The organism is Streptomyces sp. NPDC097107, assembly GCF_044762405.1.
GTDB classification, from domain to species: domain Bacteria; phylum Actinomycetota; class Actinomycetes; order Streptomycetales; family Streptomycetaceae; genus Streptomyces; species Streptomyces thinghirensis.
In genome coordinates this window covers 1-14003 of sequence record NZ_JBIWEF010000005.1, presented here as the reverse complement: position 1 = coordinate 14003, position 14003 = coordinate 1, and the positions used below count along the sequence as shown (strand labels likewise).

Here is a 14003-nt window from a genome sequence, read left to right as displayed (position 1 = left end):
TGACGTACGTCATGGGGAAACGGTTGCTCAATGATCCCTAACGGGTGAGTCACGATCGGTCACCCGGCCGCCGTGCCCCTCCGTCGAAGGAACCCCTCGCGTACCGTTCCCTACCCCTCAGACTCCCCCCGGATCAGCGCGAGCACGCCGTCCAGCTCATCAGGCTTCACAAGAACGTCACGAGCCTTTGAGCCTTCGCTCGGCCCGACGATGCTCCGCGACTCCATCAGGTCCATCAGGCGCCCGGCCTTGGCGAAGCCGACGCGCAGCTTTCGCTGCAGCATGGAGGTCGACCCGAACTGGGTGGAGACGACCAGCTCGGCCGCCTGGCACAGCAGATCGAGGTCGTCGCCGATGTCCTCGTCGATCTCCTTCTTCTGCTTGGTGCCGACGGTGACGTCCTCGCGGAAGACAGGCGCCATCTGGTCCTTGCAGTGCTGTACGACGACCGCGACCTCTTCCTCGGTCACGAACGCGCCCTGCATACGGGTCGGTTTGTTCGCGCCCATCGGCAGGAAGAGGCCGTCGCCCTTGCCGATCAGCTTCTCGGCACCGGGCTGGTCGAGGATGACCCGCGAGTCCGCCAGCGAGGACGTGGCGAAGGCCAGCCGGGAGGGCACGTTGGCCTTGATCAGACCGGTGACGACGTCCACGGACGGCCGCTGGGTGGCGAGCACCAGGTGGATGCCGGCCGCGCGCGCGAGCTGCGTGATCCGGACGATCGCGTCCTCGACGTCCCGCGGCGCCACCATCATCAGGTCGGCCAGCTCGTCCACGATCACCAACAGGTACGGGTACGGCTGGAGCTCGCGCTCACTGCCCTCGGGCGGCTTGACCTTGCCCTCGCGCACCGCGCGGTTGAAGTCGTCGATGTGCCGGTAGCCGTAGGCCGCGAGGTCGTCGTAGCGCAGGTCCATCTCGCGCACGACCCACTGGAGCGCCTCGGCGGCCCGCTTCGGGTTGGTGATGATCGGCGTGATCAGGTGCGGGATGCCCTCGTAAGCGGTCAGCTCGACGCGCTTGGGGTCGACCAGGATCATCCGGACGTCCTCGGGGGTCGCCCGCATCATGATCGAGGTGATCAGGCAGTTGATGCAGGACGACTTGCCGGATCCGGTGGCGCCGGCGACCAGTATGTGCGGCATCTTCGCCAGCGAGTGCATGACGTAGCCGCCCTCGACGTCCTTGCCGAAGGCGACCAGCATCGGGTCGTCGTCCTCCGCGGACTCCGCGAGCCGCAGCACGTCGCCGAGGTTGACCATTTCCCGGTCGGTGTTGGGGATCTCGATGCCGACCGCGGACTTCCCGGGGATCGGGCTGATGATCCGTACGTCGGGGCTGGCGACGGCGTACGCGATGTTCTTGGCCAGCGCGGTGATCCGCTCGACCTTCACGGCGGGCCCGAGCTCGACCTCGTACCGCGTGACCGTCGGCCCGCGAGTGAACCCCGTGACGGCGGCGTCGACCTTGAACTCGGTGAAGACGGTGGTCAGCGAGGCGACTATGGCGTCGTTGGCGGCGCTGCGCGCCTTGCCGGGGCCGCCGCGGGTGAGCATGTCGAGGGCCGGCAGGGAGTAGGTGATGTCTCCGGAGAGCTGAAGCTGCTCGGCGCGCGGCGGCAGGTCCCGCTCCTTGGGCAGCGGCGTCTTGGTGAGGTCGGCGACCACCGCCGTGCCCTGCTCGGGATCGTCCTTGCGCGCCGTGTCCTGCTTGAGCTTCCCCGGTTGCGGGCGCGCGGCCGGCACGGGCGTCGGAGTCGGCGTCGTCTCGCGGTCCCCCGTGCTCACACCCTGCGTGAGGTCGGCGACCAGCGGCGAGGGCGGCATTCCGTGCAGCACGGCGCCGTCGAGCGCGGCGGCGGCCGCGGCGGCGACGTCCACGGCGTCCATCGGCCGGTTCATGTCGGGCTGCGGCACGGCGGACCGGCGGGGCCTGCCGCGGCGCCGGGTGAGCGCCTCATCCTCGGCCGCGTCGGGGTCGTACGGCTCCGGCGCCGGACCCCTGCCGCGCCTGGCGGGCTTCGCGGGCAGCGCCTCACGCCACTGCTCCTCGTAGCGCTCGTCGTCCTCGACGAACGCGTCGGCCTCCACCTCAGGGTCGCGGACCAGACCGAGCCGTACACCGAGCAGCCGCAGCCGCTGCGGGATGGCGTTGACCGGCGTGGCCGTGACGACCAGCAGCCCGAAGACGGTGAGCAGCACGAGCAGCGGCACGGCCAAGACGTCGGTCATCGTGTACGACAGCGGGGTCGCCGCGCCCCAGCCGATGAGACCGCCGGCGTCCCTTATCGCCTGCATGCCGTCACCGCGGGCCGGTGAGCCGCAGGCGACGTGCACCTGGCCGAGGACGCCGACGACGAGCGCGGACAGACCGATCACGATCCGGCCGTTGGCCTCGGGTTTCTCGGGGTGCCGGATCAGGCGCACGGCGATGGCGCCGAGCAGGATCGGCACCAACAGGTCCAGCCGGCCGAAGGCACCGGTCACGAGGATCTCGACGAGGTCGCCGACGGGGCCCTTGAGGTCGGCCCAGGTGCCCGCGGCGACGATCAGCGCGACGCCGAGGAGCAGCAGCGCGACACCGTCCTTGCGGTGCGCCGGGTCGAGGTTCTTCGCGCCCTGCCCTATGCCGCGGAAGACGGCGCCGACGGCGTGCGCGATGCCCAGCCAGAGGGCGCGCACTAGGCGGTAGACGCCTCCGGTCGGGCTGGGTGCCGGTTTGGGCGCGGGCTTCTTCACCGCGGCCTTCTTGGCGGGCGCCTTCTTGGCGGGCGCCCTTTTCGCAGCGGCCTTCTTCACCGGACCCTTCGCGGGAGCGGCCGCCTTCTTCGCGGGCTGCTTCTTGGCTGCGGAGGGACGTGAGGCCATAGGTGTGAGGTTACCGGGGGAGACGGCGGTCGACACGTGTGCCCGCCGCTTCACCCGTTCGTGTCGCCCGTGCAGGGGACCGGAACTGACGCCTCCGGTACAGCCGCTGACATGCCCTCACGGGCCGGCCCACCGAGCCCGGCCCCCCGACGGGCCTCAGTTGACCGCGGCCTGGCCTCCGGACGTCCCCGGCTCCAGGGCGTCCAGCGCCCGACGCAGTCCGGTGAGCTTGCGTTCCAGATGGGCGGCCGTCGCCACCGCAGCCGCGTCCGTCGACTCGTCGCCGAGCTGTTTGGAGAGCGCCTCGGCCTGCTCCTCCACGGCCGCCAGCCGCGCCGACAGCTCGGCGAGCAGCCCCGCCGGCTCCTTGGCCTCGCCGACCGCGGCCTTGCCGCCGCCCTCCAACTGGAGCCGCAGCAGTGCCGCCTGCTCGCGCAGCTGGCAGTTCTTCATGTACAGCTCGACGAAGACGGAGACCTTCGCGCGCAGCACCCACGGGTCGAACGGCTTGGAGATGTAGTCCACCGCGCCCGCCGCGTACCCCCGGAAGGTGTGGTGCGGGCCGTGGTTGATCGCGGTGAGGAAGATGATCGGGATGTCCCGGGTCCGCTCCCGTCGCTTGATGTGCGCGGCGGTCTCGAAACCGTCCATGCCCGGCATCTGGACATCCAGCAGAATGACCGCGAAGTCGTCCGTGAGCAGTGCTTTGAGCGCTTCCTCCCCGGACGATGCCCGCACCAGCGTCTGATCGAGCGCCGAGAGGATCGCCTCCAGCGCCAGCAGATTCTCCGGCCGGTCATCGACCAGGAGGATCTTGGCCTTCTGCACCATGGCCCGCCCTCCTCGCCCCGGCGTGGGGCCTCCCCTGTCCGCAGGACTTGGGGCAGCACCGGCGGGCGCCGCCCCAGGGGACGACTCCCTTGCGTCGCCCGTCCTTGTGCCGGTCATCGTAGCCGCACCCCGCCTGTCGCCACACCCTGTCACCGCGATGTCACTGTGCACGTAGCAGAAACGCAGCGGGAGACCAGAAGGTTCCCCGAATCCCGTACTTCTACACGACTTCGGGCACACTGAGTCAGCAACTCCGCGTGCACGACGAAGGTTCCCGCCACTTGCGTGCACCCCACGTTCGCACACTGCCCGAACGTGCCGCGCGGACGGTGCCCGTACGTACCGCGGGTGCGCTGCCCGCACGCACCCCGTGCACCCTGCCCGCGGGTACCGCGCGGTGCCCGCCCGAACGTGCTCCTCACTCCTCCCGCATCCACTGCTGCATCACCGTCAGCAGGTGATCGGGGTCGACCGGCTTGGTCACGTAGTCGGACGCGCCCGACTCGATCGCCTTCTCCCGGTCGCCCTTCATCGCCTTCGCGGTCAGCGCGATGATCGGCAGGCCGGCGAACTGGGGCATCCGGCGAATCGCCGTGGTCGTGGCATACCCGTCCATCTCGGGCATCATGATGTCCATCAGGACGACCGCCACGTCCTCGTGCTGCTCCAGGACCTCGATGCCCTCGCGTCCGTTCTCGGCGTACAGCACGGACAGGCCGTGCTGCTCCAGGACGCTGGTGAGCGCGAAGACGTTGCGGATGTCGTCGTCGACGATCAGCACCTTCTGTCCGCCGAACCGGATGCCCCGGCCCGACTGCGGCGCCGTCTCCTGCTCGGCGGCCGGCCGCTGCTCCCGCGCCGCGGGCACGTCCTCGGGCTCCGGGACCGCCCTGCGGCGGCGCCGGAACAGCGTCGCGGCACCGTTCTGCGCGTCCTGGTACGACCTCACCTCGGCCGGCGGTTGCGCCTGCGACCGGGGCAGCTCGGGCATGGCGCCCGGAGTGGCGAGCGCCCCGCCGGGCTCCAGGGCCGGAAGAGGCTGCTGGTAGCCGTGGGCGGGCAGCTCGCTCGGGTGCAGCGGCAGATAGAGCGTGAACGTCGACCCGCGGCCCGGCTCGCTCTGCGCGTGGATCTCACCGCCCAGCAGCTGCGCGATCTCCCGCGAGATGGACAGCCCCAGGCCGGTGCCGCCGTACTTGCGGCTGGTGGTGCCGTCGGCCTGCTTGAACGCCTCGAAGATCACCCGCATCTTGCTCGCCGCGATCCCGATACCGGTGTCGCTCACGGAGAACGCGATCAGCTCCGCGTCCGGGTCGGTCATCGAACCGGCTTCCAGCAACTGCTCCCGGATGGCCTTCGGCACGTCGTCCCGGGCCGGCCGGATGACCAGCTCGACGGCGCCCGAGTCGGTGAACTTCACCGCGTTGGACAGGAGGTTGCGCAGCACTTGGAGGAGCCGCTGCTCGTCGGTGTGCAGCGTGGCGGGCAGCTCCGGCGACACCCGCACCGACAGGTCCAGGCCCTTCTCCGCGGTCAGCGGCCGGAAGGTGGCCTCCACGTAGTCGACGAGCTGGACGAGCGCGATGCGCGTCGGGGAGACGTCCATCTTGCCCGCCTCCACCTTCGACAGGTCGAGGATGTCGTTGATCAGCTGGAGCAGGTCGGAGCCGGCGCCGTGGATCGTCTCGGCGAACTCGACCTGCTTCGGGGAGAGGTTCGCGTCGGCGTTGTCGGCGAGCAACTTGGCCAGGATCAGCAGCGAGTTGAGCGGCGTGCGCAGCTCGTGCGACATGTTGGCCAGGAACTCGCTCTTGTAGCGCATGGAGACCGCGAGCTGTTCGGCGCGCTCCTCCAGGACCTGCCGCGCCTCCTCGATCTCGGTGTTCTTCACCTCGATGTCGCGGTTCTGCTGAGCCAGCAGCTCGGCCTTCTCCTCCAGTTCGGCGTTGGACGACTGGAGCGCCTTCTGTCGCTGCTCCAGCTCCTCCGACCGCTCGCGCAGTTGCTCGGTCAGCTCCTGCGACTGGCTCAGCAGCACCTCCGTCTTGGTGTTGACGGAGATGGTGTTGACGCTCGTCGCGATCATCTCGGCGATCTGGTTGAGGAAGTCCTTCTGGATCTGCGTGAACGGGGTGAAGGACGCCAGCTCGATGACGCCGAGCACCTGCCCCTCGAACAGCACCGGCAGGACGATCACCTGCGCGGGCGGCGCCTCCCCGAGCCCGGAGGAGATCTTCAGGTAACCGCTCGGCGCGTTCTCCACCAGGATCGTGCGCTTCTCCTGGGCTGCCGTGCCGACCAGCGCCTCTCCCGGCCGGAAGGAGGTGGGCATGGAGCCCATCGAGTAGCCGTACGACCCGAGCATGCGCAGCTCGTACTGGTCCTCGTGGGCGCCCGCCTGCTCCTGGCCCTCGACGTGGGGCATGGCGAGGAAGAACGCGCCGTGCTGCGCGGAGACCACCGGGGTGAGCTCGCTCATGATCAGCGAGGCCACGTCCTGGAGGTCCCGGCGGCCCTGCATCAGCGCGGAGATCCGGGCCAGGTTGCCCTTGAGCCAGTCCTGCTCCTTGTTGGCGATCGTGGTGTCGCGCAGGTTGGCGATCATCTTGTTGATGTAGTCCTGGAGCTCGGAGATCTCCCCGGAGGCATCCACGTCGATCTTCAGGTTCAGGTCGCCGCGCGTCACCGCGGTCGCCACGCGCGCGATGGCACGCACCTGCCGGGTCAGGTTCCCGGCCATCTCGTTCACGGACTCCGTCAGGTCCCGCCACGTGCCGTCGACGTCACGCACGCGTGCCTGACCGCCGAGCTGGCCCTCGGTGCCCACCTCGCGCGCCACGCGGGTGACCTCCTCGGCGAAGGACGACAGCTGGTCGACCATCGTGTTGATGGTCGTCTTCAGCTCCAGGATCTCGCCGCGCGCGTCGATGTCGATCTTCTTGGTCAGGTCGCCCTTGGCGATGGCCGTGGTGACCATGGCGATGTTGCGCACCTGGCCGGTCAGGTTGGACGCCATCTGGTTCACCGACTCGGTGAGGTCCTTCCAGGTGCCCGCCACCCCCGGCACCTGCGCCTGGCCGCCGAGGATGCCGTCGGTGCCCACCTCGCGGGCCACCTTGGTCACCTGGTCGGCGAAGGACCGCAGCGTCCGCACCATGGTGTTGAAGGTGTCGGCGAGCTGCGCGACCTCGCCGCGGGCCTCGATCGTCACCGTCCGCGTCAGGTCGCCGTTGGCGACGGCCGCGGCCACCTGGGAGATGTTCCGCACCTGGACGGTGAGGTTCTTCGCCATCAGGTTGACGTTGTCGTTGAGGTCCTTCCAGATGCCCACGACGCCGGGCACGTTCGCCTGGCCGCCGAGGATGCCCTCGGTGCCCACCTCGCGGGCCACCCGCGTGACCTGCTCGGCGAAGGACGACAGCTGGTCCACCATCGTGTTGACGGTGGTGACCAGCTCGAGGATCTCGCCCTTGGCGTCGACGGTGATCTTCTTCGACAGATCACCCTTGGCGACGGCCGTCGTCACCTCGGCGATGTTGCGGACCTGCATGGTCAGGTTGTTGGCCATGCCGTTCACGGACTGCGTGAGGTCCTTCCAGGTACCCGAGACGCCCTGTACCTCCGCCTGGCCGCCGAGGATGCCCTCGGTGCCCACCTCGCGGGCCACCCGCGTGACCTCCTGGGCGAAGGACGACAGCTGGTCCACCATCGTGTTCAGGGTGTTCTTCAGCTCCAGGATCTCGCCGCGCGCGTCCACGGTGATCTTCTGCGACAGGTCACCGCGGGCCACCGCCGTCGCGACCTGCGCGATGTTGCGCACCTGCCCGGTCAGGTTCCCGGCCATGCCGTTCACCGAGTCGGTCAGTTCCCGCCACACACCGGCGACGCCGGGCACCTGGGCCTGACCGCCGAGGCGGCCCTCCGTGCCCACCTCGCGGGCGACGCGGGTGACCTGCTCGGCGAAGGCGGAGAGCTGGTCGACCATCGTGTTGATGGTGTTCTTCAGCTCCAGGATCTCGCCGCGCGCGTCGACGTCGATCTTCTGCGACAGGTCGCCCCGCGCCACCGCCGTCGTCACCTGGGCGATCTGCCGCACCTGAGAAGTCAGATTGCCCGCCATGAAGTTGACGGAGTCCGTCAGCTCCTTCCAGGTGCCCGACACCCCGTCGACGCGGGCCTGACCGCCGAGGCGGCCCTCCGTGCCCACGTCCCGGGCCATCCGGGTGACCTGGTCGGCGAAGCTCGACAGCTGGTCCACCATCGTGTTGACGGTGTTCTTCAGCTGGAGCATCTCACCGGAGACGTCCACGGTGACCTTCTGCGACAGGTCGCCGTTGGCCACCGCCGTCGTCACCTGGGCGATGTTGCGCACCTGCCCGGTGAGGTTCCGGAACGCGGTGTTCACGGAGTCCGTCAGGTCCTTCCACGTCCCCGCCGCCCCGGGCACCTGCGCCTGACCGCCCAGCTCGCCCTCGACACCGACCTCACGGGCCACTCGCGTGACCTCGGCACCGAAGCTCGACAGCTGGTCCACCATCGTGTTGACGGTGTTCTTCAGTTCCAGCATCTCGCCGGCCACGTCCACGGTGACCTTCTGCGACAGGTCACCGCTGGCCACCGCCGTCGTCACCGCGGCGATGTCGCGCACCTGGGTGGTCAGGTTCCGGAACACGGTGTTGACGGAGTCCGTCAGGTCCTTCCAGATCCCCGCCGCCCCCGGCACGTTCGCCTGACCGCCGAGCTGCCCCTCGCCACCGGTCTCGTTGGCGACGCGCGTGACCTCGTCGGCGAAGATCCGCAGCGTCTCGGTCATCTGGTTGATCGTCTCGGCGAGCTGCGCGACCTCGCCGCGGGCCGGCACCGTCACCTTCTTCGACAGGTCACCGTTGGCGACCGCCGTCGTCACGTGGGAGATCCCGCGCACCTGGGCCGTCAGATTCCCGGCCATGGTGTTGACGGAGTCGGTGAGCTCCTTCCACACCCCGGCCACGCCCGGTACCTGGGCCTGCCCGCCGAGGGCGCCCTCGGTGCCCACCTCCCGGGCGACGCGCGTGACCTCGGAGGAGAACGCGGAGAGCTGGTCCACCATCGTGTTGACGGTGTTCTTCAGCTCCAGCATCTCGCCGGCCACGTGAACCGTGACCTTCCGGGACAGATCACCCTTTGCCACCGCCGTCGTCACCAGGGCGATGTCCCGCACCTGCGCGGTGAGCCGGTACGCCATCGTGTTGACGGAGTCCGTGAGGTCCTTCCACGAACCGGACATACCGCGCACCTGGGCCTGTCCGCCCAGCTTGCCCTCGGTTCCGACCTCGCTGGCCACCCGCGTGACCTCGTCCGTGAACGTCGACAACTGGTCGACCAGGTTGTTCACGGTGCGCCCGACCTTCAGGAACTCACCGCGCAGCGGATGCCCGGTGCCCTCCGCGGTCTGCGTCCGCAGCTCCATACGCGGCGACAGATCACCGTCCGCCACCGCCGACAGCACCCGGCTGACCTCGGAGACCGGCCGTACGAGGTCGTCCACGAGCGCGTTCGAGTTGTCGATCGCGGTCGCCCAGGACCCCTCGCAGGCTCCCGTCTCCAGCCGCTCCGTGAGCTTTCCCTCACGTCCGACCATCCGCCGCACCCGGGCCAGCTCGCCCGTGAGGTGCAGATTGCGGTCGGCCACCTCGTTGAAGACCGCCGCGATCTCCGACATCACGCCGTCGCCGGACACCGTGAGCCGCTTGCGGAAGTTGCCCTCCCGCATGGCGACCAGAGCCGTCAGCAGCCGATTCAGCGCGGCCGTGTCCACGGTCGTACTTCCGCCCCGCGTTTTGCCCTGGTTACTCAGGGACTGTCCGCCTTTCGCGCGCGCCTTAGTGCCCCGCGTCGCTGCGCCAGACTCCACTGTGTCCCTCCCGCAGGGGTCGACCGTTACTGCTGTGCCCGGCTGCCACCGTTCGGCGAACCGGTTACTGCCGCGTACTCTCTGTGCTGCCACGCGATCCGGACCGGCTGGTCCGACCGCTTCCGGGGCTGCTGCCCGCCGCACTCGGTGCGTAGTCAGCCTGCCCAAACCTTCATAAGAAGCTTGCCCAGTGTTTCACCCCGGCCGAACCAGGCCATAACAGTTCGGCAGCTTCGCACATCGTCCGCACACCCTCTGGGCGGAAACACTGCAGACCGGCATCCGCAGGGACGGCGAAGGTAAGTAACCTTGCATGCGGCTGTCCAGCCGTGCCGGTCCGTCCGGCCTGGGCGGTGGCACGGAGACGAGCGGGCATCGGAGGGGCGGCCGGACATGACCACCGGACTGATCCCGGGGGAGCAGCCCCCGGATCCCGGGCCGACGGGTGGACTGCCGCAGCAGCGGCGCGAGCCGGTCGGCCATGAGGCCGTGCACGGGGAAAGAGGGTCGAGGAGTTCTGTGATCACCGCGCGCGCGGCCGCCAGCTTCGAGCCCGTCGGACGATCGGTGGCGAGCGCCCGGTCCTTCGTCCGGGACACGCTCCAGGGCTGGGGCCAGGCCGACATCGTCGACGACGCGGTGGTGCTCACCAGCGAACTGGTGACCAACGCCGTGGTGCACGCCGGCACCACCGCCGACGTCCTGTGCCTGCGCGGCGACGACGGCGTACGGATCGAGGTGGCCGACCACTACCCCGAGCGCGAGGTCCCCCTCCAGGGCTCCCCCGCCGACATGGGCAGCCTCGACCGTGAGGGCGGCCGCGGCCTCCAGTTGTGCGCGGCCCTGGCCGACCGCTGGGGCGTCGAGTACACGCCGACACTCAAGAACGTCTGGTTCCACCTCCACCTCCCGGAGCGCGCGGTCGGCACCCGCACCGCCGGCCCCGCCCTCCCGGCCCACCTGCTCCCGCTCGCCGACGCCCGCGTCCGCGTCGGCGTCGTCCAGATCGACCGCACCGGCGCCGTCACGTCCTGGAACGAGGACGCCGAGGAGCTTTTCGGCTACGCCGCCGAGCAGGTCATCGGCAAGCCGCTCACCGACCTCGCCGCCTGGCCGCAGACGCCGGGCACCGGCAGCGGCATCGCCGAGGCGCTCCAGCTCTCCCGTTGGGAGGGCAGCTACGGCATGCGGGGGGCCAACGGCCGTGTCACTCCGGTCTACGCCTCCCACCTCCGCGTCCGCGACGCCGGCGGCGAACCCTCCACGGTCTGCCTCCTCGTCCGGGACAACGAACGCGCCGTCCTGCAGACCCCGATGCGCGCGCCGGCCTCCGACTCGTCCTCCTCCGAGAGCCAGAGCGCCGATCCCTTCGAGGTCTTCATCGGCTCCCCCGCCCCGGACGACCTCGACGGGCTCCTCCAGCGCACCGTCGAGCGCGCCCGCGACATGCTCGACGCCGACGCCGCCTTCCTCCTCCTGGCGACCGACGACGAGACGGAGTTGGAGGTCCGCGCCTCCACCGGCCTGCCCTCCGCCCGCCAGCGCTTCGCCCGCGTCCCCGTCGAGGCCGGACCCGGCCGCTACGGCTCCGCCCGCATGCCCGCCGTCCACGACGACCTCGCGGCGGTCCCCGGGGCAGTCCCGCTGCTCAACGGCACCGGTATGCGCTCGATCGTCACCGTTCCCCTCAAGGTCGAGGGACGTCTCACCGGCTCTCTCGGCGTCGCGGCCGAGTCCGCCGGCCGGTACTCCAACGAGGAGGCGCTCCGCCTCCAGTTCGCGGCCGACCGCATCGCCCTGGCCGTCGAGTCGGCCCGTCTGGGCGAGCTGGAACGCCTGCGCCGCGGCTCCCTCAGCTTCCTCGTCGAGGCCTCCGACCTCCTCGCCGGCACCCTGGACCGCGACCAGACGCTGGCCCTGATGGCCCAGATGACGGTCCCGACCCTGGCCACCTGGTGCGCCGTCTACACCATCGCCGACCAGGCCTCGGACCCGTACCTCTCCTACGTCCTGCACGAGGACGAGGATCTCATCGACGGCATCAAGTCCCTGCTCTCGAAGATCGCCCCGCCCGACCCGGTCCCCTCCCCGGGCGCCCGCGTCTGGACGGCTCCCGGCGAGCTGGCTCACCAGGCGGCCCTGCGCACCTCCATGCGCGACCTGGGTCTCAGCGGCGGACCGACACCCAGGCTGCGTTCCGGGATCGGCCCGACCCTGGCCACGGCCTCCGCGGTCGGCGGCGAGACCGTGGTCCTCCCGCTGGTCGCCCGCAACCGTGTCATCGGCATGCTCACCCTCGGCAAGCCGACCGACGAGCACTTCCGGCAGGAGATCCTGGAACTGGCCGAGGACCTGTCCCGCCGAGCCGCCCTGGCCCTGGACAACGCCCGCCTCTACTCGGAGCGGACGGCCATCAGCCAGTCCCTCCAGCGCAGCCTCCTGCCGCCCGAACTGCCGCTGATCGACGGCGTCGAGGTCGAGGTCATCTACCGCGCGGCCGGCGAGGGCAACGAGGTCGGTGGCGACTTCTACGACCTGTTCCCCATCAGCGACGGCGCCTACGGCTTCGCCATCGGCGACGTCTGCGGTACGGGCCCGAACGCGGCGGCCGTCACGGGCTTGGCCCGGCACGCCCTGCGCCTGTTGGCCCGCGAGGGGCTCAGCGGCCCCGCGGTCCTGGAACGCCTCAACTCGGCCATCCTCGACGAGGGCGCCCGCAGCCGCTTCCTCACCCTCCTCTACGGCGAGATGCGCCCGCAGGAGGACGGTAGCGCCGAGCTGAAGGTGGTCTGCGCCGGCCACCCGCTCCCCCTCCGCCTGCGCCAGGACGGCACGGTCGAACCGGCAGCGGAGCCGCAGCCCCTCCTAGGCGTCATCGAGGACCTCGAGCTCTACGAGGAGACGGTCACCCTCGACCCGGGCGACGTCCTGCTCTGTGTGACGGACGGCGTGACCGAACGCCGCGAGGGCACGCGCATGCTGGGCGACGACGGCCTCGCCGACGTCCTCACCTCGTGCACGGGCCTGACGGCCGGAGCGGTGGCGGCGCGCATCATGCGCGCGGTCGAGCGTTTCGCGTCGGACGCTCCGTCCGACGACATGGCGATTCTCGCGATGCGCGTCCCGGAGCCGCACGCGGACTGACCCCCGCCGGAGCAGGACATGCGAAAGGCCCCGCCCAATTGGGCGGGGCCTTTGCGATGGAGCCCCCAAACGGAATCGAACCGTTGACCTTCTCCTTACCATGGAGACGCTCTACCGACTGAGCTATAGGGGCCTGTCGCTTTGCGGGGCTTCCCTCGCGGCAACGGAATAGATCATACCCCGAACAGACCGGTGCTCCCAACCACGGCTTTCAGAAAGCCGGCTGCAGCAGCCCACCCAGGGCATTGCAGGCGGACACGATCCGCTGCATGTCCCGCTTGGTCAACGAGGCGTCGACCGGCAGCGCGAGTGTCTCGTCGGCGGCCCGCTCCGTCTCCGGCAACGACAGGCACCGCCGGAATCCGGGCATCCTGTGCACGGGCGTCTTCACCGGCACCCGGCACTCGACTCCCCTCCCCCGTACGGCCCGGGCGAAGGCGTCACGGTCCGGCCGCCCGTTGCCCGGCACCCGCACCACGTACTGCTGATACGTGTGCCCCTCACCCCAGTTCGGGGTGCGCACGCCCCTCAGCTTCCCGTCGAGATAGGCCGCCCGCTGCCTGCGCTGCGCCATCTCGTCGTACGGCATCTCGGACTCGCCCTGTTCCAGCACGAGCAGTCCGTGCCGCTGCCCGACTCCGTGCAGCGGCCTCATGTCCGCCGGTCGCCCGAACCGGTGTACGGCGACCACGGCCGCGGTCCGGGCCGTCAGCGCCGCCTCCACCGAGGAGGCGTCCAGACAGTACGTCTCCGGATCTATGTCCGCGAACACCGGCAACGCGCCGACCAGCGCCACGGCCTCGGCGACTTCCACGTTCCCGAAGGCAGGTACGACGACCTCGTCGCCGACTCCTACGCCGGCGGCCCTGAGCATTGCTGCGGTACTCATACGAGTGATGGTCGTAGCGCAACGTGAACTTCAGGTGACGGAGAACAAAAAAGGGTTGGACCCGGAACCGAAGTTCGGGGTCCAACCCTTTTGAATGATTGTTCGGCGGCGTCCTACTCTCCCACAGGGTCCCCCCTGCAGTACCATCGGCGCTGTAAGGCTTAGCTTCCGGGTTCGAAATGTAACCGGGCGTTTCCCCTACGCTATGACCACCGAAACACTATGAAACAGACAACCAGCACACCCCGTGGTCCCGGGGCGGGATTGTTCGTGGTTTCAGAACCAACACAGTGGACGCGAGCAACTGAGGACAAGCCCTCGGCCTATTAGTACCGGTCACCTCCACACCTTGCGGTGCTTCCAGATCCGGCCTATCAAC

General features: G+C 69.8%; 5 protein-coding genes, 1 tRNA gene and 1 rRNA gene. 1 reads left to right on the top strand and 6 read right to left on the bottom strand.

All coding sequences use genetic code 11. From position 1 onward, the window contains the following. Positions 1-110 precede the first annotated feature (110 nt). The 3 genes from ACIQ1J_RS12800 to ACIQ1J_RS12790 all read right to left on the bottom strand — a co-directional run bounded on the left by ACIQ1J_RS12800 (position 111) and on the right by ACIQ1J_RS12790 (position 9591). Complete coding sequence (locus tag ACIQ1J_RS12800) at positions 111-2867, bottom strand: DNA translocase FtsK (protein WP_403556675.1); 2757 nt, start codon at positions 2865-2867, stop codon at positions 111-113. Positions 2868-3023: 156 nt separating this feature from the next. Then, on the bottom strand, positions 3024-3698 hold the full coding sequence (locus ACIQ1J_RS12795; RefSeq protein WP_210962752.1) for a two-component system response regulator: 675 nt from the start codon (positions 3696-3698) through the stop codon (positions 3024-3026). 418 nt (positions 3699-4116) lie between these two features. Then, positions 4117-9591, bottom strand: a complete 5475-nt coding sequence (locus ACIQ1J_RS12790) for a HAMP domain-containing protein (RefSeq protein ID WP_403556673.1) — start codon at positions 9589-9591, stop codon at positions 4117-4119. A gap of 393 nt (positions 9592-9984) precedes the next feature. Between ACIQ1J_RS12790 and ACIQ1J_RS12785 the strand changes: the two genes are divergently transcribed. Further along, positions 9985-12735 (top strand): SpoIIE family protein phosphatase, encoded by a 2751-nt coding sequence (locus ACIQ1J_RS12785; protein WP_403556671.1) that lies wholly within the window; start codon positions 9985-9987, stop codon positions 12733-12735. A gap of 57 nt (positions 12736-12792) precedes the next feature. Here the strand turns inward: ACIQ1J_RS12785 and ACIQ1J_RS12780 are convergent. The 3 genes from ACIQ1J_RS12780 to rrf all read right to left on the bottom strand — a co-directional run bounded on the left by ACIQ1J_RS12780 (position 12793) and on the right by rrf (position 13841). Next, positions 12793-12868, bottom strand: a tRNA-Thr gene (locus ACIQ1J_RS12780). Positions 12869-12946: 78 nt separating this feature from the next. Beyond that, the gene (locus ACIQ1J_RS12775) at positions 12947-13609 is read right to left on the bottom strand and encodes a DegT/DnrJ/EryC1/StrS family aminotransferase (RefSeq protein ID WP_403557180.1); all 663 of its coding nucleotides are present in this window, start codon (positions 13607-13609) and stop codon (positions 12947-12949) included. Positions 13610-13724: 115 nt separating this feature from the next. Beyond that, a 5S ribosomal RNA gene (gene rrf, locus ACIQ1J_RS12770) occupies positions 13725-13841 on the bottom strand. Between the last annotated feature and the right edge of the window lie 162 nt (positions 13842-14003).